The following is a 22,160-nucleotide window of genomic DNA, read 5'->3' on the forward strand; positions in this document are numbered from 1 at the left end:
TTTTCGTTCAGGGTCGCTGCTGGAAAAAGTACCGGCTCAAGATCGCTAGCCCACACGCGCCAACACCGGCAAACAACATGGCCCAGCCGGCGCCGTGGCGCAGTGCGGCCTGGGCATCTGCAGGCGCCAGCACCAGCGCGTCCAGCTTGCCGGCCGCAATGTTCTGGCTGATAGTCGGCCAATCCAGCGCCGTGGTGGCAGGCAGCAGGCTGGAGAGGTGATGGCCAATGCCTAGCAGCAGCACCAGCCCCATCAACGCGATGTTGAGGGCCAAGGTGATCAGTCGCGCGCTGAGATCGATACCCGAGGCCATGCCCGCACGGTCAGCCGACACGGCGCCGGTGGTGGTGTTGGTGGTCGGTGAGTTGGTCAGCGCCAGTCCCACGCCTGCTAACACGCAACTGAACAGCACCCAGACGATACTCGGCTGCTGCGCGCCATTGACTGCCGCCATGCTGATAAACCCTGCACCCATCAAACCCAGGCCCAGCGGGATAATACGTTCGGCGCCGTAGCGCAGGGCCAGGCGTTCCGCCAGCGGCGGCACCAGCAAGGTCGGCAGCGTATAAGCCAGCAAGGCCGCGCCGGTGGTCAGCGTGTCGTAGCCCAGGCCGGCCTGGAAGTAGAGTGGCAGGTAGATCATGAAGGGCCAGAAACTGAAATTCATGCCGATCGAACCCATCAGCGCGCCGTTGAAGCGCTGGATGCGGAACACCGAAAAATCGAACATCGGGTGCGGGCTGCGTCGCTCAACCACGACGAACAGCAGCAGTCCGACCAGCGACAAACCGGCCCAGCCGAGCATCGCCGGGCTGCCGAAGCCGTTTTCGCTGCCCTGAGTAATGAAATACACCAAGGCGAACACCGACAGCGTCAAGGTCAGCATGCCGGCGATATCCAGCCGATGGCCGGCCGGGTCGCGGGATTCCTGCACGCTGATGCGCAGCAGCAGCAAGGTCAGCAGCGTGAGCGGCACATGCACCAGGAACACCCAGCGCCAGTCTGCGACCGCCAGAATCAGTGCGCCGACCATCGGCCCGAAGCCCAGGCCCACGCCTGCGATCACGCCCCATATCGCAAAGGCCCGCGCCCGAGCAGCCGGTTCGCGGAACTGGTGCGACAGAATGGCGAACTGGCAGATCATCATCGCCCCGGCGCCTATGCCTTGAACGAAGCGCGCCGCGATCAAGGTGGAGGCATCGTTGGCCAGCCCGCAGGCCAGCGAAGCCAATCCAAACAGCCACAGGCACACCACCAGCATGCGCCGCCGTCCAAAGCGGTCGGCCAACGTACCCGCCGCCATCAAGACGCTGGTGCAGGCCAGGGTGTAGGCGTTCATGATCCATTGCGCATCCTGAAAACCGGTGCCCAGTTGCTGTTCCAGGGTTGGCAGGATGACCGGCACACTGGAGATCTCCAGGCCGAACATCAATGCCACAAGGCACACGGCGGTGAGTGCCAGGCCATCTCTGGCGGTGCGCGGGGCACTGACGGCGGATACGGCGGCGGCGGGCGGCATGGGATATTCCTTTTGTTTGGGGGAGAGCGCTATTCTCGCGGGAGCAGAATTCTTTATTTGTGATAAATTTTCCTTGGATAAGGGAATTAGGGGCGACAATTAAGCATGGCCACTGCGCGTTTTGATGGTGTTGAGCTCTTTCTGCAAGTCGTCGAGAGCGGCAACCTGACCGAGGCTGCCGAACGACTGAACCTGACGCGTTCGGCCGTGGGTAAAGGCTTGGCGCGCCTGGAAGCGCGCTTGGGCACTCGCCTGTTGCAGCGTTCCACCCGCCGCCAGCGTCTGACTGAAGATGGGCAGGCGTACTACGAACATTGTTTGCGTGCGCTGGCAGAGCTGGAAGCTGCCGAATCGGTGCTGGAGAGCGGCCGGCAACAGCCACGCGGGCGTTTAAGGGCGAGCTTGCCTTTGGCTTTCGGCCATCATTACGCGGCGCCAGCATTGTGGGGGTTGATGGACCGTTACCCGGCGTTGGAGATCGAGATCTCGTTCTCTGACCGATTGATCGATCTTGCACAGGAAGGCTTCGACGTGGCCGTGCGTATTGGCCCGCTGCCGGACACTGACCGCCTGAGTGCGCGTCGCCTGGGCGAACAAGCGGTTGGCCTGGCTGCTTCGCCGGCCTATTTGCAGCGGGTCGGGCCAATCAACGCGATCGACGACCTCGCCGCCCACCGAGGCATTGCCTACCGTTGCAATACCTCCCAGCGCCCCGGTGTGCCTTCGCTGTTGATGCTCGACGACCTCCAGGCCGTGGCCGATGCCGCTATTGCGGGCGTGGGCCTGGCCTGGTTGCCGAGTTGGTTGATTGCGCATTACGTGCTGCGCGGGCAACTGGAAGCGGTACTGCCGAACCACCGCGACCAGCCTGCGCCAATCCACGTGATCTGGCCGACGGCCGCACACATGCCGGCCAAGACGCGCTGTGCCATCGACGCCTTGGTGGCCGGCACCCCGAGTTGCCTGGCAGGCAGTTAGAGCCGGCCCACGTAGATCTAAACGACAAAGCCGATCCCCTGTGGGAGCTGTCGAGCTTTAGCGAGGCTGTGAAAGCGGTGGGTCAGGCAACTTATATCTCGCCTGTGCCGCCGCCTTCGCAGCCTCGCCGGTACCTAAAACGCGATGGAGGTCTGCACGTACACCGTGCGCGGTTCCCCCACGTATTTGCCTTTGTTGTTGTCGTCGAACGAGCGGGTGAAGTACTGCTTGTTAAAGATGTTTTTCACCCCGACTGCCACATTCAAGTCTTGCAGTTGCGGGCCGAAGTCATACGCCGCGCGGCTGCTGAACAGCATGTAGCCTGGGATACGCCCGTTGGCGCCGTCGGCGGTTTCCGCCTGGGTGTTGGCGTTGTCGGCGAACTGGCTGCTCTGGTAGCTGCTGTCGAGGTTGAGCTTCCAGCGGCCTTCGGTGTAACCCACGCCCAGGGTGCCTTTGTGCTTGGACGAGAAGGGCACACGGTTGCCTTTGTTTGGGCCGTCTTCGCGGATGGTCGCGTCCACATAGGCGTAGGTGGCGTACACGTCAAAGCCCGCAAGCGCCGGGCTCAAGCCGTCGAGGGCGTAGTTGATGCTCGACTCGATACCCTGGTGGCGCGTTTCGCCACGGGCGATCACGGTGTCGTTGGTCTGGTTGCTGTCGTACTGGTTGTCGAAGTTGATCAGGAACGCGCCGATTTCCGCACGCAGGTTGCCGTTGTCGTAGCGCGTGCCGAGTTCCCAGGTGCGGGCTTTTTCCGGTTTCACTTCGCCGCTGCTCACGCGGTTGGGCATCTGGCTGTATTGCACGCTGCCGAATGAACCTTCGGTGTTGGCGTAGAGGTTCCAGTCTTCGGTGAGGTGATAGAGCACGTTCAACGCCGGCAGCGCGGTGTTGTAGTCGCCTTTGTATTTGACGTTGCTCAGGTTGTTGGTCTGTTGGGATTCGATCATCTCGTAGCGCACGCCCGGCGTGATGGTCCACTTGCCGATATCAATACGGTCATCGATGAAGAACGCGTTGGCTTCGGTGGCGCCACGGGTGTCGCGGTCGTTGCGGCTGTTGGTGTCGGGCAGTTGCTGGTTGGCGCTGATCGGCGTGCGGTAGCGCATCTCGTGGCCGGCTTCGCTGATATAGCGGTAGCCGACGCCCACTTCATGGCTGGTGGGGCCGAGGTCGAAACCTTGGGCGAAGCGTGTTTCCAGGCCGCGTACCCAGTATTCGCGCGGGGACAACGACAGGAAGTTGCCCTGGTCCAGGTAGCCATTACGCAAGGTGGTGGTGAAGAAAGTGTTGGCGGTAAATTCGCGGCGATCTTCCTGGTAGCGGTAGCCGGCGTTGAACATGGTGCGGCGGCCCCAGAACTTGTCGTAAGGACGGGTGGACTGGTACGGGTCAGCCTTGTAGTCCTTGACGTTCAAGCCGCCGGGCATATCGGCCTGGCCTTCGTAGTACTGCGCCATGGCGTTGAAGCTGTTGGCGTCGTCCAGCTGGTATTTGCCCTTGAGGATCAGGTCGTCGATGCGCGTGTTGCTGTTTTCGCGCCAGTCGCCGCCACGGGTGCCGGAGTACAGGATTGCGCCACCCAGGCCGTTGTCGGCAGTGCCGCCAGCCAGCAGGTTGCCGGTGGTCTTGAAGCCGTCATGGCTGGAGGACGGGCTGGTCTCGGTCTGCAAACCGCCTTTGACGGTCGGTGCATCCGGGATTGCGCGGGTCACGAAGTTGACGATGCCGCCGACGTTCTGCGGGCCGTAGCGCACGGCACCGCCGCCGCGAACCACGTCGACTGCGTCCATGTTGCCCATGCTGATCGGCGCGAAGGACAGCTGCGGCTGGCCATAGGGCGCGAAAGGCACCGGAATGCCGTCCATCAACACGGTGGAGCGCGAGGCCAGGCGCGGGTTGAGGCCACGAATACCAAAGTTCAGCGCCATGTCATGGCTGCCGGTGCCGTTGTTTTCCGGGGCGTTGACGCCGGGGATGCGGTTGAGCACATCGCGGGCCTGAGTGGCGCCTTGGCGTTCGAATTCTTCGCGGCGGATCACGTCACGGGCGCCGGGGTGCTCGAACACATTGGTTTGCGCCGCGTCGCCAAGCCAGTCGCCGACCACGCTGGAGGTTTGCAGCTCCACGGTCGCAGGCGCACCGGCCGGTTGCAGGCTGTAGGCCTTGTCGCCCTCAGCGCGGGCTTGCAGGCCGGTGCCTTCCAGCAATTTTTGCAGGCCTTCGTCGGCGCTGTAATTGCCCGACAAACCACGGCTCTGCAGGCCGGCCGTGACTTGGGAACCGAACGAAATCAGCACGCCGGCTTCGCGACCAAATTGATTCAGCGCCGCTTCCAGCGAGGCCGGTGCGATGTGATACGGCTTGGCCTCTGCCGCCATCACCTGAGGCAGTACGGTGAAACTGAGGCTGGCGCCGAGTAACAGATGGCGCAAGGTGCGGGCGAGAAGGGTCGGCTGCTGGGGCATGACGTGCGGTCCTGAGAAGGAAGGATCAAGGTGGCTTTCCTTCTCTGTCACGCGAGGTGTGGAAAACGGCTCACTGTTATCGAAAAAATTTCAGGCGCGTGCCTGGACCGTCACCCAGTAACGGGTAAAACGCCGCACTTTGACCGGCAGGCTGACTTCCAGCAGGTCGAGAATGCGCTCGCTGTCGGCCAGCGGATAACTGCCGGACAACAGCAGGTTCGCCACTTGCGGGTCGCAGTTGAGTTGGCCGCGACGATAACGGCCAAGCTCGGTAAGGAAATCTTCCAGGCGCATATGCGCCGCCACCAGCATGCCGTCGGCCCACGCGCCGCTGTTGGCGTCGGTCGGGCGCGGTGTGTCCCAACCTTTGCGGGTAAAATTGACCTGGCGCGCGGCCTCGACCGTCAACGGCAAACCGCTGTAGCTGTTGGGCATTACCTCGACGTGGCCGTCGAACACCGCCAGTTGGGTGTGGTCGTTGAACTGGCGCACGTTCAGCCGGGCGGCCTGGCTGCTGAGCAAACCCTGGCCGGTGAGTACGCGCAGCGGCGTATCGCCTGCGCGTGCAGTCAACAGGATCTCGCCTTCGAGCACGCGAATCAGGCGCTGCTGCCGATCAAAATGCACATCCACCGCACTGCCGGTATTGAGCTGCAACTGGCTGCCATCGGCCAGTTGCACCTTGCGACGCTCGCCGATAGGGCTGCGGTAGTCGGCGCTCAGCGGCGGCAAAATATGCTGTTGGCGCAAACCCCAGGCGGCCGCCGAACCCACGCCCAGAATCAGCAACAGCTTCAGGGCCTGGCGGCGGCTGCTCGATTGCGGCGCGTTCAGCGTCGCGTGAGCGAGAGGCGAGGGCATGCCCCGCAGGCGCTGGTTGACACGCTGTATATGGTCCCACGCGCGCTGATGTTCACTGTGGGCATTCAGCCAGTGCTGCCACGCCGCTTGCTGGCGTGGGGTAAGCGCGCCTTGCTGCATTTCCATCAGCCAGTGCACGGCCTGTTCGGCCACTTGCGTGGAAAAGTTCATAGGGCGAAGTAGCAGCGCATGGCTGCTTTATTCAGGTGGCGCTTGACCGTGGCGATGGAGATGCCCAGTTCGGCGCCGATTTGTGCGTAGGTCAGGCCGTCGAGCTGGGCCAGCAGGAAGGCGCGCTTGACCTGCACGCCCAGGCCGTCGAGCAGTTGGTCCAGCTCCACCAGGGTTTGCAGGATGATGGCGCGCTCTTCTTCCGAGGGCGCCACGTGTTCGGGCATCTGCGCTAGGGCGTCGAGGTAAGCGCGTTCCAGGTCCTGGCGGCGGTAGAAGTTGCACAGCACGCGCTTGGCTATGGTGGTGAGGAAGGCACGCGGTTCGATCAGCGTGGGGGCTTCGCGGGCGGTGAGCACACGGATGAAGGTGTCTTGCGCCAGGTCCGCCGCGCTTTGCGGGCAGCCGAGCTTGCGTCGCAACCAGCCGGTAAGCCAGAGGTGATGGTCGTGGTACAGGACTTCGACGGTGTTGGACGGCTGCAACGCGTTCACTCCGAAAGTATCAATGTACTTTAGAGAACAAGAATTGTTCGCATTGTAAGGGGCGTGATACGCATTCGGCAATCCATGCGGGCAGGTGATTCATCCGTTCTCTTTTGCTTATGAGAATATTTATCATTAATATTGCGCACTGATGAATCTGGCGTCTCCCGCATGAACAGCAAACCCTCACTGCCCGTCACCTACCGCCTCGCCGTCACTTCGCGTGCGCTGGCTGCCGTGGTCGGCGGCTATCTGATGGCGTCCCTGGCCGCCGTGTGCCTGGCGCTGTGGATGCCTACCTCGCGCGCCGATGCAGTGATCACCGGGATGATGAGTTCGTTTGTGTTCTATCTGCTGGCCGTCATCTGGTGCTTCGCTTGCCGCACAGCCTCGCGCGCCTGGTTTGGCGTGATGCTGCCCAGCGCGTTGTTTGCCACCCTGGCGGGCGTAGGTTTTTGGATGGCACGCACATGAAAGAGGGCTTTCGCCAGGCGATGGCCTGGTTGCACACCTGGGCCGGCTTGATCTTCGGCTGGCTGCTGTTTGCGATATTCCTGACCGGTACCCTGGCCTATTTCAAGGACGAAATTACCCACTGGATGCAGCCCGAAGTGCAGGCATATCCCTTGGACGAAGCGCGCAGCCTTGCTGCTGCGCAAACCTATTTGCAGCAACAGGCGCCCAACGCCGCGCGCTGGTTTATCACCCTGCCCAACAGCCGTGACCCTGGCCTGTCGGTGATGTGGCAAGACAAGATCGACCCCGGCAAACGCGGCAACTTCATCCAGAAAGTCCTCGATCCCGTCACTGCTGAGCCCGTCCAGGCCCGAGAAAGCATGGGCGGCGATTTTTTCTACCGCTTCCACTTCCAGCTGCAAATGCCTTACCCGTGGGGCCGCTGGCTGTCGACCATCGCCGCCATGGTGATGTTCGTCGCGCTGATCACGGGGATCATCACCCACAAGAAAATCTTCAAGGACTTCTTCACCTTCCGCCCGCGCAAGGGCCAGCGTTCCTGGCTCGACGGGCATAACGCGGTGGGTGTGCTGGTGCTGCCGTTTCACCTGATGATCACCTACAGCAGCCTGGTGATCTTCATGAGCATGGTGATGCCCGCGCCGATCCTCGCCTCGTACGGCAACGATAGCCGCGCGTTCTTTAATGAAGTGTTCCCCAATACTGACAATGCACCGGCGCTCGGCCAGCCGGGCAAGTTGCTGGCGTTATGGCCGATGTATGAGCAGGCGCGCACGCAATGGGACGGTGGGCATGTGGGCCGTTTGGTGGTCAACAACCCTGGCGATGTGAACGCCTCGGTCAATGTGGTGCGCGCCGGCTCCGACCGCGTGGTGCATGACTTTGGCAGCAGCGTGTCATTCAACGGCACCACCGGCGAGTTGCTGCGGGTCAGTGGCGAACAATCGCTGCCGGCGGCGATTGGCGGCAGTTTCTATGGCCTGCACATGGGCCATTTCGCCGGCCCGGTGCTGCGCTGGCTGTACTTTATCTGCGGCCTGGCGGGCACGGCGATGATCGGCACCGGCCTGGTGATCTGGCTGGGCAAGCGCCAGCTCAAGCACGCTAAAACCGGCCTAATGCCGTTTGAACTGCGGCTGGTGGAAGTGCTCAACATTGCCAGCATGTCTGGCTTGATGATCGCCATCGCGGCGTTTTTCTGGGCCAACCGACTGTTGCCGGTGAGCTTCGCCGAACGTTCCGATTGGGAAATACAAACCTTCTTTATCGTCTGGGGCCTGAGCCTGCTGCACGCCGTATTGCGCCGTGGTCGCCAGGCTTGGGTCGAGCAACTGAGCTTCGCTGCGCTGCTGTTTGTGGTGATTCCACTGCTCAACGCGCTGACCACCTCACAGCACTTGGGCACGTCATTGGCCAAGGGTGACTGGGCCATGGCCGGCTTCGACCTGACCTGCCTGGCCAGTGGCCTGTTCCTCACCTGGACGGCGTGGAAAATGCAACACCGCACGCAACCCAAGGCCGAACGCGTGCGCGCAATGGCGCTAAAGCAGGAGGCGCACTGAATGCTGCTCGCGCTGTTGATGTGTTACGCCGGGTTTACCGCGTTGTGCCTGGCCACCGACCGCCATCACGGCGAGTTGCTGCACAGCAAGCCGTCGCCCGCGCGGCGTTCAAGCCTGCGCATGGCCGGTTGGTTGTTGCTGAGCGTGTCGATCTGGCCCGCCGTCGCCGTTTCAGGCTGGGCCCAAGGGTTGGTGGAATGGTGCGCGGTGTTGATGCTCAGCGCGCTGGTGCTGGTGTTGCTGTTGCCGTATCGGCCAAGGCTGGCCTTGATCCTGGCGGGCGCCGGCCTGCTGGCCAGCCCTGTCGCGGCCTTCGCCTTATTTTGAGCCTGTGATGATGATCAGCACGCCACCCGAATCCCAGGACAGCCCGCACACCGATGCGGCCGGTGGGCGTGCGCATTTTTTGCAGGTGTTTTTGTCCCAGCGTTCGCAAATGGAAGCCCTGGTCAGTCGCCGAGTGGGGTGTCGCGCCACGGCGGCTGATTTGGTACAGGATTTATTCCTGCGCTTCTGGCGCCGCCCGCTGGTGCAGGTCGAAGAACTCAGCACTTACTTGCTGCGCTGTGCCGGCAACATTGCCATCGACCATTTGCGCAGCGAAGGCGCCCGCGTGCGCAGCAACGAAGGCTGGCTGCCGGAGCAACAGGACCATCAGGGCTGCGAACCCCAGGCGGCGCTCGAAGCGGGCAATGATCTGCGCCATGTCGAAGCCGCCTTGCGCAGCCTGCCGGAGCGCACACGGCAGATTTTTTTGCTTAACCGCATCCATGGCCGCAAGTACGCAGAAATCGCCAGGGCCATGGGCTTGTCCCAAAGCGCCGTGGAAAAACATATGATGCGTGCCCTCGAAGCCTGCAAGGCCAGCCTTCGCGAACCACTGCCCCCACGCACGCCAGGGAAAGCACCGTGAACGTCACCCCCACGCCCGCCCAGGAACAGGCCGCGCTCGACTGGCTGAGCCTGTTGCACGACCAGCCCAGCAGTGGCGACCAGGCCACGTTCAGCCGCTGGTTGCGGGCCGATCCTGCCCACGTCGAGGCCTATTCCCAGGCCCAGGTATTGTGGGAGTTGAGTGAAGTACCGGCGCGCACACTGGCGGGCGAAGACGCCCTGGCCTTGCAGGGCTACCTCAACGCGATGAACAGCTCCAAACGTTCGCGCACCCTGCGCTGGGCTGGCGCCTTGGCCATGGCCGCGTGCCTGCTGGTGATGGTGTCGATGGGCGCCGGTTGGCAGCCGTCGCGTTGGGTGGATGATTTCGGCGCCGATTACGTGACCGCGCCGGGTGAGGTGAAGACCGTGACCCTGGCCGACCAGTCCCAAGTGACCCTGGATGCCGACAGCGCCATCGCCGTGGATTTCCGCCATGGTGAGCGGCATATCCGGCTGCGTCGCGGTGCCGGTTTTTTCAGCGTGACCCACACCGGCCAGTCCTTTGTGGTCGAGGCCGGCAGCGGCGAAGCACGGGTGTTGGGCACACAGTTCGAAGTGCGCCTGCAACCGGCTGGCGCGCAGGTGACGGTGTTGTCCGGTCGGGTTGGCGTGACGCCATCCAGGCAGGGCCAACAGCAAATTCTGACCGCAGGCCAGCAAGTGGCTTACGCTGACGGTGTGGCCGAAGCGATGCACGCGGTCGACAGTGAATCCCGCCTGGCCTGGCGTGACGGTTGGCTCAATTACTACAAAGCGCCGTTGGCTGACGTGGTCAAGGACCTGAGCCGTTACTATCCGGGGCGCATTCTGTTGCTGAACGATGAGATGGGCGCCAAGCGTGTCAGCGGCAGTTTTCCGAGCAAGGACCCAGTGGCGGTTTTGAATGCCCTGCAGGCGGTGCTGGGGTTTGAACAGCACTCACTTTTGGGCCGCATGATTGTGTTGCGCTAGACACGAGCGGTTTGCTGGCCACCTTCTTTTACAACTATTTTCCTCGCGATCATTTCCTGCCGGCAGTTACAGGCCAGGTATCACGCTGCCTGTAGACCCTTCACTTAACCTTCATCCTAATTGCCAAAACCTGTCACCAAACCGTTACACGCGCCAAGGATCATCCTCGGATTCCTGAGCAGATGGTCAGGAAGACTGGCATCGCCGTTCACCCGGTTCTGACAGCCAGTACCGCCCTCCATAACAACAGATAGATGCACGTAAGGGATCTACTTGTGAAGATCAACACACTCTCTGCCCTGCTTTTTGCATCGGGCCTAGGTAGCTTTGCGCCATTGGTTTTGGCAGACACCACGCAGGACGTCGGCTCGGTGGACATCGCCGGCAAACAGACCCTGGGCAACGGCCACATGATCCGCGAAGAAAGTGCCAAGGCGCGGTCGACGGTGACCAAGGAAGCCATGGACCAGATGTCGTCGACCGCCAACGCCATCGACAAGCTCAAATACACGCCGGGCATCAACGTTTCCAGTGATGACGCCAGTGGCACCAGCGGCACCAACTTCACCATGCGCGGCATGAACTCCGACCAGATCGGGGTTTCCGTCGATGGCGTGCCGATCAACGATTCGGGCAACTACAGCGTCTATTCCAACCAATTGGGCGACCCGGAAAACCTCGCGGAAGTGTTTGCCACCCAAGGCTCTTCGGAAGCCGACGGCCCGCACATCGGCTCCAGCGGTGGCAACATCGGCATGATCACCCTTCGGCCGACCAAAGAAGCCGGGGTGTTTGCCAAGCAGATCGTCGGCGCCAACGACTTGCGCAAGACTTTCGTGCGGGTCAATACCGGCGATTTCGGCGGCCTCAAGACCTGGGTCTCGGCCTCGCACCTGGAAGGCGACAAGTGGCGCGGCAAAGGCACGCTGCGCAGCGACAAGGTCGAGTGGAGCAGCCTGTTTGAAGACGGCAGCGGCAACTCCACACTGGCCACGATCAAGTACAACAACCAGGAAAACTACAACTACAACTCCTTGAGCAAGTCGCAGTTCGACACCGACGGGCGGCGCAAGGATTACTCGGAAACCCCGGTGTACAAGTCCGGTTTGCTGTCGTCTTCCTACAAGCTCAACCGCAACCCCTTCGAAAGCGTCAACGCCACGCTCACCCAGCGCTGGCAGCTGCAGGACAACCTGGCGCTGACGGTCACGCCTTATTACTACTGGGCCAACGGTGGCAGCTTCAGCGGCCAGACCGCGTCGAACCTGGGGCCGAAGTCCGACAAGGCCGGCAACTATGACCTGAGCAACCTCAAGTCGCTCAACTACTACCGCCCTTCGTGGACCGAAACCTGGCGCCCGGGCGTCACCGCCAAAATGAAGTGGGACATCAACGAAGCACACAGCCTGGACTACGGCTACTGGTATGAGCGCGCACGCCAGCGCCAGAGCCAGCCGTTTATCGGCATCAACGGCGAAGGCGCACCCGATGATGTGTGGGGCGACTACAACGGTGGCGGCCAGGTGGTCGACAAGAACGGCGCGACGGTTCAAGGCCGTCATTACTACACCATCACACCGTCGCAAAAGCTCTGGGTGCAGGACAGCTGGCAAGCCACGCCAGACCTGAGTTTTGTCGGCGGCGTGGCCTACCAGTACGTCGAGCGCGACGGCAACAACCTGGGCAGCCTGTACGACAAACCGGAAAAACGTAACACCCGTTACCACCAGTTTCTGCCGAACTTCAGCGCCAAGTACCAGGTTGACGAGAGCAACCAGGCGTTCTACAACGTCACCCGCAACATGCGCACGCCGCCGAACTACGTGCTGTACAACAAGGGCGACTCGGTAAGCCTCAAGCCCGAGCTGAGCTGGAACCAGGAACTGGGCTGGCGCTTCACCGAAGACGATATTGCGCTGAGCGCGACGCTGTTCTACATCAGCTTCAAGGACCGTCAGTTGTCGACCACCGACCTCAACGGCGACTACGCGGTGATCAACGTCGGCAAAGTCGACAACAAAGGCCTGGAGCTGGAGTGGAGCGGGCTGTTGCCGCATCACTTCAACTACTACGCGTCCTACACCTACACCCAGTCGGAACAGAAAGACAATCTGCTCAGCAAGAACGTGTTGTTGCCCACCGCCGGCAAGCAACTGGCCAACGTGCCGGAAAACATGTTCAACCTGGTGTTTGGCTACGACGACTCGCGTTTTTACGGCAACGTGGCGGGCAAATACGTCGGCAGTTTCTACGGCGATTTGACCAACGACGAAAAAATCTCCGGGCGCACTGTGGTGGACCTGAATGCCGGTATCTACTTGCCGGTGGACAAGAAGGTGATCAAGTCTGCGACCTTGCGGCTGTCGATGCTTAACGTGTTCGACAAGGAATACCTGAGCTCGGCGCGCACCGTGTCGTTCAACTCGGCGCCGGTAAACGGCCTGGCGCCAAGTACGGCGTATTACAACGTGGGCGAGGAGCGCACGGCGATGGTGTCGTTGGAGGCTAACTTTTAACGTCCAGGCTGGACGAACCTGTTATCGGGGGAGTGTCGCGCTGGCTGACCGGCAAGCCAAGGTCGGCGAGCGCTATCTTATAACTGCGCTCTCTGACACTGTGAAAGTTGGCAGTGCGTAGTTTTTCTCAGTGTTATTCGGAATAATGATTACAAATTTTTATGGCTATTTGGTTTAGCTGACTGTTAGTTTTAACAGTAGAAATGCGCCTGCTGGTGCGGTTTTATTAGGTGTGATTTTACTCCTCCGCTACCAGCAGGTTCATACAATGCGAAGAACAATAATTTATTATATTGGGCTCGTTTTTTTTGGTTTTTTGGGAAGTCCCGCGAACGCTCAGTATTTGACTCATGACCAGGTGGGCGCCGCGGCTGTATTTGACATGTCTGCAGCTTACAATAAAGAAGTTGCTGATTGCGGAACGCCTAAGCGCCCAAGTTTTTTATGTTCTGGTGTGTTTTTACGTGGCACTGTGTATTCTGACGCTTATCGATTTTGGAACTACGGGCCTGCGTCAGTTCAAGCCACCGCCTTTTCCTGGATACGCAAGGACGCAAAGTTGCGTCAATTAGCGAATGATCATCGGCATGGATATATCATGCGTGCAATGTTCGATATCCCTGCTGACTACCTCAGGCTTGATGTGTTGTGTGCATTTCCGTTGGATGCCGCGTCAGCCTTCCGAACTGACAACGGTTGTGGAGACTCGGACAAAACGGTCCAAATAGAACGTAGTTGCCAAGTTGCTAATATCACGACAGCGGAGGCTTGGCTAAAAGATTACCTGGACAATAAAAAATCCTATCATCGGCAGTGCGGGTTTGATGTGAGTCCCTCCGTGGCTGCCGGGGCGGTTGCCTTTATGCAATTTGTAAATACGCATCAGCTTGAGGAGGTGAGGAACCAGCATTTTGGTACTGTGGGTTATAGCAATAACGAAGTCCGAATAAAGTCCTGGCCTCAAAGCGATGGCAGTCGTGTGCCGATCTGGGCGATTTTCTGGATCAGCCAGGACCCTGTAACGGGTGCTCCGTCAGAGGCTGGAAAAGCGGAAGCGCAAAAAGATCAGATGGCTCTGTATGAAGATTCCGGCCATTTCCGCCCGATCATCAGATTGACGCTGCCGAAGACGCCAGCCGACGATGCAACGTTCTTCTACTCGCCCGCTGACCAAGCCCCGCTGGATAAAGTGATGTGTCGCCGATTTGTCGATAAGGCGCGATGGGTGAACCGGCCTGATTCGGACGTGAAGGCTAACCGCTGGACATTGGAAATTACGCCAACCGATTGCGGCAGGTTAAGTCAAGCGAACCAGACTGATAAGTTCTATGCGGAACTGGTTGCCAACTATTCAAATGACCCTCAGTGGATCGCAGAGAATAAAGGCGGTATGCGGCGGCAATTGGTCTGTGTGTTGACGAATTATCGTACAAAGGACGTTTATAACCTTGAACCCTTCAGGCCTGATGTGTCGCAGGAGCAAGCTGTCGCCGCCGGGTGTAATCCTTTCTGAACATGAAGTGCTGTGAACAGAGCGCGAGTGCTTGCTTTCAATTAATAGTGAAGACATCGTTATGAAAAAAACTAATTGCACGGTGGCTGTTTTGTGTGTCAATGCACTATTTACTAGTATTTGGGCAGGATACGTTTTTGCTGACGTCACCGGCGATGCAGTCGGTCAGCAAGTTGCCGCTGATTTGACGATTCGTTACAACGATACCCGTATGTACTTTAGTCGTAATTCGATACCCGGGTTTACGGTAAACGGTGCGATACTCAGGGCAACCACACCCTCGGCAGCTTATAAGTTTTGGGACCCCAGTCCCAACACCAAAGCCAGCGGTGGCTGGTCATATTCCTATCTTCGGCGAGATGCCAAGTTCAAACGCCTGGTGCGTCATGAAAACAATGGGAACTTTGTTTACCCACCACTGCTGACGCCCCCCGATAAAAAACCTGTGCAGGTGCTCTGCGCATTCCCGGAAGACGGCGTATCTGATAGGCGCACTGCACAAGGTTGCGGTGTGAATACCTTGGCAACTTCAGATAGTCGCGTTTGTTATGAACAGGGCATTATCAACGCTGATCAGTGGGTGACCAAACATCTAAAGGATGGCCACGCCAACGTTAATCAGTGTGCCTTTAATGTGCGTGACGAGGCGAATGAAAAAGGTACGCAGTCATTCCAGGCATTTATCGAGGTGCTCAGCAAGGATACGACCCTGTTTGATCAACAGAATGAAATGCGCCTGGCTACATGGGATTCAACCCAGCCCAAGACACTGCCCATCCAGGCGTTGTTTTACCTGGCGGGTGGTTTGCCAGATGCGCGATTTGATCAGAAGGACTTTCTCGGTGCTGCAGGCATTTGCCTGCCGATCATTCAACTGTCCTTGCCACAGACCCAGGCTCAAGACGCTAGGTTCGTGTACCTGCCAGCTGACCAGCAGTGCTCACCTACCCCGTCTGCTCAGTACATTCAGTCGGCCGTTTGGGTGCAAAGACCCGACCCAGGCAGTCGTAATAGGATTGAGTGGAGCCTGTCCGTCACGCCCACGCAATATGGCAGGGATGCCCAGGCTGATAGAACCGAAGCGGTTTACGCTGAACTGGAGAAAAAGTTCGGGAACGATCCGCAGTGGAAAAACAACGACAATGGCAGCATGCGCAGGCAATTGGTCTGCCATTACCGTATCGCGCGGGGCAAAACCCCCTGGAACCTTGAGCCTCGTCGTAAGGACACCACAGAGCAAGTGGCCGAGGACAACGGTTGCAACTCGTCGTACTGAAGTGATGAGCGTTTGGCTGGCAAGGCATTCGTTAGAACGCCTTGCCAGTCACTAAAGGGCAGTGGAGTCTAGCGCCTTCATTATTGCGCGGGCGTCAAAATCCCGAATCAACGTGCCATTGACCTCCACAAATGGAATCCCGCCGCCACCCAGCGCCTCATACACCTTGCGCGCCTGGGCATCCTTCTCGATATCGAATGCCTGGTACGGCACCCCTTTCTGGTCCAGAAAGCGCCGGATCTGCTTGCAGTAGCCGCACCACTCGGTGGAGTAGAGCACCACGCGCGCCGAGGCGCGTACCTGCTCCGAAACCACCTGCGAGGGGTTGAACAGCCGCTCGATCTTGCCCCAGTTCTGGATGACTACCACCACCAGCAACACCAGCAGGACTTTCTTGAGCACCCCGCCCAGCATCAGTTGCGGCGCTTGAGCTGGTCGGTCAGTTGGGTCGGCAGGCCCTTGATGATCAAGGTGCCGGCGGCTTCGTCGTATTCGATCTTGTCACCCAGCAGGTGCGCTTCAAAGCTGATTGACAGGCCTTCAGCGCGGCCGGTGAAGCGGCGGAACTGGTTGAGGGTGCGTTTGTCGGCCGGAATTTCCGGTGACAGGCCGTAATCCTTGTTGCGGATATGGTCGTAGAACGCTTTTGGCCGATCTTCATCGATCAAGCCCGACAGTTCTTCCAGGCCCATGGGCTCGCCAAGCTTGGCCTGGCTGCTGGCGTAGTCCACCAGGGTTTTGGTTTTTTCGCGGGCGGACTCGTCCGGCAGGTCTTCGCTTTCAACAAAGTCACTGAAGGCCTTGAGCAGGGTGCGGGTCTCGCCCGGGCCGTCGACGCCTTCCTGGCAGCCAATAAAGTCGCGGAAGTACTCCGAGACCTTCTTGCCGTTCTTGCCCTTGATAAACGAGATGTACTGCTTGGACTGCTTGTTGTTCTGCCACTCGGAGACGTTGATGCGCGCCGCCAGGTGCAACTGGCCCAGATCCAGGTGGCGCGACGGGGTCACGTCCAGCTCATCGGTCACTGCCACGCCTTCGCTGTGGTGCAGCAGGGCGATGGCCAGGTAATCGGTCATGCCTTGTTGATAGTGGGCAAACAGCACGTGGCCGCCGGTGGAGAGGTTGGACTCCTCCATCAGCTTTTGCAGGTGCTCGACCGCCGTGCGGCTGAAGGTGGTGAAATCCTGGCCACCGTCGAAATACTCCTTCAACCAGCCGCTGAACGGGTGCGCGCCGGACTCGGCATGGAAGAAACCCCAGGCCTTGCCTTGTTTGGCGTTGTAGCTCTCGTTGAGGTCGGCCAGCATGTTCTCGATGGCGGCGGATTCGGACAGCTCCGAATCGCGGGCATGCAGAACTGCAGGTGTGCCGTCGGGTTTTTTGTCGATCAGGTGAACAATGCAATGACGGATCGGCATAGGCTTCTCGGCTGGTTGAAGGGGAGCGGTGGGCCTCCCCCAAAAGTCGCCCAGTGTACCGCACCCATTGGCCAAGACGCGCCTGCAAGGCAGTTTTGCACGACCTCCGACGGCCCATATGCCTTTTTTTCACGGTTTAGAGCGATAAAGCTGACCAAATGGGTATGTTGAGGCGGATATTTCCCCGTCTCTGTGCTAGTTTTGCCCCGTCTTACGCCAAGTCTCGGCGTTAAGCGTGCATTCAGCATCTGTCAGGTCGAACCAATCCCCGTTTCAAGCATCTATAACCCCGATCTCCGTGGTTGTAGGCCTGGGGTGCCAGGCCATGACGGTCGGGCTCGACGGCTGACACTGCACTCTGCAATCCATATGAATTTGATAGGGAAGGAACACCACAATGGCTATTACTAAAGACCAACTGATCGCTGACCTGGCTGAAGCAGTAGACGCACCGAAAACTACCGTGCGCGCTCTGCTGGACCAACTGAGCCAAGTTGTTGCTGATCAGCTGGAAAACGGCGGCGAAATCACTCTGCCAGGCGTTGGCAAACTGAAAGTGACCGAGCGTCCAGCCCGTACTGGCCGTAACCCTTCGACTGGCGCTGCCATCGAAATCGCTGCCAAGAAAGTTATCAAGCTGGTTGTGGCCAAAGGCCTGACCGACGCTGTTAACAAGTAAGACGCAGCAAAAAAAAACCGTGCCTCGGAGCGATCCGGGCACGGTTTTTTGTTGCCTGCGATGTGTGCAGGGCTTTCTGTGGCTAGTCGCGAACCCAGCGCTGGCGCCAGATCTGCTGCTCGTTCTTGGTCTGGAAGGTCCAGGCCACAAAACGGCTTTGCTTCTGGCCCTGGGACATCTCCACCACCTGGCTTTCCAGCACGCCGGCTTTTTTCAGGGCTGTCTCGATCGCTGGCAAGTTCGACGCTTTTGACACCAGTGTGCTGAACCACAGCACCTTGTGAGCAAAGTGCGCGCTCTCGGCGATCAACTGCGTCACAAAACGCGCTTCGCCGCCTTCACACCACAGCTCCGCCGATTGACCGCCGAAGTTCAGCACCGGCAGCTTGCGCTTGGGATCGGCCTTGCCCAGCGCACGCCATTTGCGCTCGCTGCCCTTGGTGGCTTCGTCCATGGACGCGTGGAACGGCGGGTTGCACATGGTCAGGTCAAAGCGCTCACCCGGCTCCAGCAAGCCCAGCAGGATCTGCTTGGGGTTGGGCTGCTGGCGCAACTGGATGACCTTGCTCAGGTCATTGGACTGCACGATGGCCCTGGCGGCGGCCACCGCGATAGGGTCGACCTCGGAGCCGAGGAAATTCCAGCGGTACTCCATATAGCCGATCAGCGGGTAGACGCAGTTGGCGCCCATGCCGATGTCCAGCACCTTGACGATGGAGCCGCGTGGAATCTTGCCGTCGTTGACGCTGGCCAGCAGGTCGGCGAGGAAGTGCACATAGTCGGCACGCCCCGGTACCGGCGGGCAGAGGTAATCCTGCGGGATATCCCAATGCTGGATGCCATAGAACGACTTGAGCAGTGCCCGGTTGAACACCCGCACCGCGTCCGGGCTGGCGAAGTCGATGCTCTCTTTGCCATACGGGTTGATGATCACGAATTTCGCCAGTTCCGGCGTGGTCTTGATCAGCGCCGGGAAGTCGTAACGGCCTGTGTGGCGGTTGCGCGGGTGCAGGGTAGCCTCTTTGCGCGGCGCGACGGGCTTGGTCGGGGCGGCGGTTTTAGGCTTCTTGCGCGGAGGCTTGGGTGTGCTGGGGGCGGTCATTGGCTGCGTCGATTCTGGGTTTTTTTCAAAAGTGGCGGGTATTGTCACACATTCCGAAGTTGACCTCGGTTTAAATGTGGGAGCGGGCAAGCCCGCTCCCACCCTGATTGGGTTTTCAAACCCCCAGAAAAAAGAGACCCGAAGGTCTCTTTTTTCACACAGTTTCCAGCTTACAGACTGGAAATCCGCGCATGTTGCTCGGCCAGTTTGCCCAAAGCCTGTTCCGCTTCAGCCAACTTGGCACGCTCCTTATCGATCACCTCAGCCGGCGCCTTGTCGACAAACGCCGCGTTGGACAGCTTGCCGCCCACTCGCTGCACTTCACCTTGCAGGCGCGCGATTTCCTTATCAAGACGCGCCAGCTCAGCGCCCTTGTCGATCAAACCGGCCATCGGCACCAGCACTTCCATCTCGCCAACCAATGCAGTGGCAGACAGCGGTGCATCTTCATCGGCAGCCAACACGGTGATCGACTCCAGCTTCGCCAGCTTCTTGAGCAGCGCATCGTTCTCGGTGAGGCGACGCTGATCTTCGGCACTGGCGTTCTTCACAAACACTGCCAACGGCTTGCCCGGCCCGATGTTCATCTCGGCACGGATGTTACGCGTGCCCATCATCAGGGTCTTGAGCCATTCGATATCACTTTCGGCCGCCTCATCGATGCGCGCTTCATTGGCCACCGGCCAAGGTTGCAGCATGATGGTCTTGCCTTCGATACCGGCCAGCGGCGCGATGCGCTGCCAGATCTCTTCGGTGATGAACGGCATGAACGGGTGCGCCAGGCGCAGCGCCACTTCGAGTACGCGCACGAGGGTGCGGCGGGTGCCGCGCTGGCGTTCGATCGGCGAGTTTTCGTCCCACAGCACGGGCTTGGACAGTTCCAGGTACCAGTCGCAATACTGGTTCCAGATGAACTCGTACAAGGCCTGTGCGGCCAGGTCGAAACGGAACTGGTCGAGTTGGCGGGTCACTTCGGCTTCGGTGCGCTGCAACTGCGAGATGATCCAGCGATCGGCCAGGCTCAGTTCGACGGCTTCGCCGTTCTGACCGCAGTCTTCGCCTTTATCCAGCACGTAGCGCGCGGCGTTCCAGATCTTGTTGCAGAAGTTGCGATAGCCTTCGACGCGGCCCATGTCGAACTTGATGTCGCGACCGGTGGAGGCCAACGAGCAGAAGGTGAAACGCAGGGCGTCGGTGCCGTAGCTGGCGATGCCGTCGGCGAACTCGTCGCGGGTCTGCTTCTCGATCTTCTTCGCCAGTTTCGGCTGCATCAGGCCCGAGGTGCGTTTTTGCACCAGGGTTTCCAGGTCGATGCCGTCGATGATGTCCAGCGGGTCCAGGACGTTGCCCTTGGACTTGGACATCTTCTGGCCCTGGCCATCACGCACCAGGCCGTGCACGTACACGGTCTTGAACGGTACTTGCGGCGTGCCGTCTTCGTTCTTCACCAAGTGCATGGTGAGCATGATCATCCGGGCAACCCAGAAGAAAATGATATCGAAACCGGTAACCAGCACGTCGGTGGAGTGGAATTTCTTCAGGAACTCGGTCTGCTGTGGCCAGCCCAGGGTCGAGAAGGTCCACAAGCCCGAGCTGAACCAGGTGTCGAGTACGTCGTTGTCCTGTTGCAGGGCGATGTCCGCGCCGAGGTTGTGCTTGGCACGCACTTCGGCTTCATCGCGACCGACATAGACCTTGCCCGACTCGTCGTACCAGGCCGGAATGCGGTGGCCCCACCACAGTTGACGGCTGATGCACCAATCCTGGATGTCACGCATCCACGAGAAGTACATGTTTTCGTACTGTTTAGGCACGAACTGGATGCGGCCGTCTTCCACGGCAGCAATCGCAGGCTCGGCCAATGGTTTGGTGGACACGTACCACTGGTCGGTCAGCCACGGCTCGATCACCGTGCCGGAACGGTCGCCCTTCGGCACTTTGAGGCCGTGGTCGTCAACACTCACCAGCAAACCGGCGGCGTCAAACGCAGCAACGATCTGCTTGCGCGCTTCAAAACGGTCGAGGCCGGCGTATTCGGCCGGGATCTTGCCGTCGATGCTGTCGTTAAGCGTGCCGTCCAGGTTGAACACCTGGCAGGCCGGCAACACGGCGGCGTTTTTGTCGAAGATGTTCAGCAGCGGCAGATTGTGGCGCTTGCCGACTTCGTAGTCGTTGAAATCGTGGGCCGGGGTGATTTTCACGCAGCCGGTGCCGAACTCGGGGTCGCAGTACTCGTCCGCAATGATCGGGATACGACGGCCAACCAGCGGCAGCTCAACGAATTTGCCGATCAGCGCCTGGTAGCGCTCGTCGTTCGGGTTAACTGCAACGGCGGCGTCACCGAGCATGGTTTCCGGACGGGTAGTGGCGACGATCAGGTAGTCGTTGCCCTCGGCGGTTTTGGCGCCGTCGGCCAACGGGTACTTGAGGTTCCACAGGAAGCCTTTCTCGTCGTGGTTTTCCACTTCGAGGTCGGAAATTGCCGTGTGCAACTTGGTGTCCCAGTTGACCAGGCGCTTGCCGCGGTAGATCAGGCCGTCTTCATGCAGGCGCACGAAGGCCTCTTTCACCGACTCCGACAGGCCGTCGTCCATGGTGAAGCGCTCGCGGCTCCAGTCCACAGACGAACCCAGGCGACGGATCTGACGGCTGATATTGCCGCCGGATTGATCTTTCCATTCCCAGATCTTTTCCAGGAATTTCTCGCGGCCCAAGTCGTGACGGTTCTGGCCGGTGGCTTCCAGCTGGCGTTCCACCAGCATTTGCGTGGCGATACCGGCGTGGTCGGTACCCGGTTGCCACAGGGTGTTGCGGCCCTGCATGCGGCGGAAACGGATCAACGCATCCATGATCGCATTGTTGAAGCCATGGCCCATGTGCAGGCTGCCAGTGACGTTCGGTGGCGGAATCATGATGGTGTAGGACTCGCCCGCGCCTTGCGGGGCGAAATAGTTCTCGGACTCCCAGGTGTTGTACCAGGAAGTTTCAATGGCGTGCGGCTGGTAGGTCTTATCCATGCGCGGCGGGACCCTATTGGCATTTATTCAGGAAAAGCCGGGAAGTATAGCGGGGATGAGCCAGCGCGCGTAGGGCGAGGTGATGGGCGATGTAAAAAACTGCATCACCCGGTTGAACTCGATGTGGATTACACAGGCTGGCACTCTCTTTTTGAGCGAGGGTAATTGTTACGTAAGCCCATTCTGGCAATACGCTGCTGTTCAGACCGATTTAGCCCCGTGAAATGG

General features: G+C 59.7%; 18 protein-coding genes. 10 read left to right on the forward strand and 8 right to left on the reverse strand.

Features of this window, described 5'->3' with window-relative positions:
* Positions 1-7: 7 nt before the first annotated feature.
* Positions 8-1,519, reverse strand: a complete 1,512-nt coding sequence (locus BFP92_RS06345; protein WP_065912640.1) for an MFS transporter — start codon at positions 1,517-1,519, stop codon at positions 8-10.
* 105 nt (positions 1,520-1,624) lie between these two features.
* Between BFP92_RS06345 and BFP92_RS06350 the strand changes: the two genes are divergently transcribed.
* Positions 1,625-2,497 carry a LysR family transcriptional regulator gene (locus BFP92_RS06350; protein WP_065912641.1) on the forward strand — a complete coding sequence of 291 codons (873 nt, stop codon included), beginning with the start codon at positions 1,625-1,627 and terminating at the stop codon, positions 2,495-2,497.
* Positions 2,498-2,631: 134 nt separating this feature from the next.
* On the opposite strand, the gene fecA is transcribed toward BFP92_RS06350, so the two are convergent.
* From fecA to BFP92_RS06365, 3 genes are all read right to left on the reverse strand, one after another.
* Positions 2,632-4,968 carry a TonB-dependent Fe(3+) dicitrate receptor FecA gene (gene fecA / locus BFP92_RS06355; protein WP_065912642.1) on the reverse strand — a complete coding sequence of 779 codons (2,337 nt, stop codon included), beginning with the start codon at positions 4,966-4,968 and terminating at the stop codon, positions 2,632-2,634.
* A gap of 90 nt (positions 4,969-5,058) precedes the next feature.
* Positions 5,059-6,000: a FecR domain-containing protein gene (locus tag BFP92_RS06360; protein ID WP_065912643.1), complete on the reverse strand. Its 942-nt coding sequence runs from the start codon at positions 5,998-6,000 to the stop codon at positions 5,059-5,061.
* Positions 5,997-6,485 carry a sigma-70 family RNA polymerase sigma factor gene (locus tag BFP92_RS06365; protein ID WP_065929279.1) on the reverse strand — a complete coding sequence of 163 codons (489 nt, stop codon included), beginning with the start codon at positions 6,483-6,485 and terminating at the stop codon, positions 5,997-5,999. Before BFP92_RS06365 ends, BFP92_RS06360 begins: the two co-directional genes overlap by 4 nt.
* A 171-nt stretch (positions 6,486-6,656) precedes the next feature.
* Here BFP92_RS06365 and BFP92_RS06370 point away from each other — a divergent pair, with 171 nt between their 5' ends.
* The 8 genes from BFP92_RS06370 (at position 6,657) to BFP92_RS30190 (ending at position 15,716) form a co-directional block, all read left to right on the forward strand.
* A complete protein-coding gene (locus BFP92_RS06370; RefSeq protein WP_065912644.1) occupies positions 6,657-6,959 on the forward strand; it encodes a DUF3649 domain-containing protein in 303 nt (100 codons plus the stop codon).
* Complete coding sequence (locus tag BFP92_RS06375; protein ID WP_065912646.1) at positions 6,956-8,524, forward strand: PepSY-associated TM helix domain-containing protein; 1,569 nt, start codon at positions 6,956-6,958, stop codon at positions 8,522-8,524. The genes BFP92_RS06370 and BFP92_RS06375 overlap by 4 nt, the downstream gene beginning before the upstream one ends.
* Complete coding sequence (locus BFP92_RS06380; protein WP_065912648.1) at positions 8,525-8,851, forward strand: DUF3325 domain-containing protein; 327 nt, start codon at positions 8,525-8,527, stop codon at positions 8,849-8,851.
* 7 nt (positions 8,852-8,858) lie between these two features.
* A complete protein-coding gene (locus tag BFP92_RS06385) occupies positions 8,859-9,437 on the forward strand; it encodes an RNA polymerase sigma factor (protein WP_065912650.1) in 579 nt (192 codons plus the stop codon).
* On the forward strand, positions 9,434-10,411 hold the full coding sequence (locus BFP92_RS06390) for a FecR family protein (RefSeq protein ID WP_065912652.1): 978 nt from the start codon (positions 9,434-9,436) through the stop codon (positions 10,409-10,411). The genes BFP92_RS06385 and BFP92_RS06390 overlap by 4 nt, the downstream gene beginning before the upstream one ends.
* A gap of 275 nt (positions 10,412-10,686) precedes the next feature.
* Entirely contained in the window at positions 10,687-12,927 is a 2,241-nt protein-coding gene (locus BFP92_RS06395; RefSeq protein ID WP_065912654.1) for a TonB-dependent receptor, read from the forward strand.
* Between the two features lie 382 nt (positions 12,928-13,309).
* Entirely contained in the window at positions 13,310-14,440 is a 1,131-nt protein-coding gene (locus tag BFP92_RS06400) for a DUF2599 domain-containing protein (protein WP_170875824.1), read from the forward strand.
* Positions 14,441-14,501: 61 nt separating this feature from the next.
* Positions 14,502-15,716, forward strand: a complete 1,215-nt coding sequence (locus tag BFP92_RS30190) for a DUF2599 domain-containing protein (RefSeq protein ID WP_083221706.1) — start codon at positions 14,502-14,504, stop codon at positions 15,714-15,716.
* Between the two features lie 51 nt (positions 15,717-15,767).
* Here BFP92_RS30190 and BFP92_RS06410 read toward each other — a convergent pair whose 3' ends face one another.
* Positions 15,768-16,130: a glutaredoxin family protein gene (locus BFP92_RS06410; protein ID WP_065912658.1), complete on the reverse strand. Its 363-nt coding sequence runs from the start codon at positions 16,128-16,130 to the stop codon at positions 15,768-15,770.
* Positions 16,130-17,134, reverse strand: a complete 1,005-nt coding sequence (yejK, locus tag BFP92_RS06415; RefSeq protein ID WP_003171997.1) for a nucleoid-associated protein YejK — start codon at positions 17,132-17,134, stop codon at positions 16,130-16,132. Before yejK ends, BFP92_RS06410 begins: the two co-directional genes overlap by 1 nt.
* A gap of 397 nt (positions 17,135-17,531) precedes the next feature.
* Between yejK and BFP92_RS06420 the strand changes: the two genes are divergently transcribed.
* The gene (locus BFP92_RS06420; protein ID WP_003188840.1) at positions 17,532-17,813 is read left to right on the forward strand and encodes an HU family DNA-binding protein; all 282 of its coding nucleotides are present in this window, start codon (positions 17,532-17,534) and stop codon (positions 17,811-17,813) included.
* Between the two features lie 82 nt (positions 17,814-17,895).
* On the opposite strand, the gene rlmF is transcribed toward BFP92_RS06420, so the two are convergent.
* On the reverse strand, positions 17,896-18,915 hold the full coding sequence (gene rlmF, locus BFP92_RS06425; protein ID WP_065912659.1) for a 23S rRNA (adenine(1618)-N(6))-methyltransferase RlmF: 1,020 nt from the start codon (positions 18,913-18,915) through the stop codon (positions 17,896-17,898).
* 170 nt (positions 18,916-19,085) lie between these two features.
* The gene (locus BFP92_RS06430) at positions 19,086-21,932 is read right to left on the reverse strand and encodes a valine--tRNA ligase (protein ID WP_065912660.1); all 2,847 of its coding nucleotides are present in this window, start codon (positions 21,930-21,932) and stop codon (positions 19,086-19,088) included.
* Positions 21,933-22,160 lie beyond the last annotated feature (228 nt).

Source organism: Pseudomonas sp. 58 R 3, from assembly GCF_900006605.1.
GTDB lineage: Bacteria > Pseudomonadota > Gammaproteobacteria > Pseudomonadales > Pseudomonadaceae > Aquipseudomonas > Aquipseudomonas salomonii.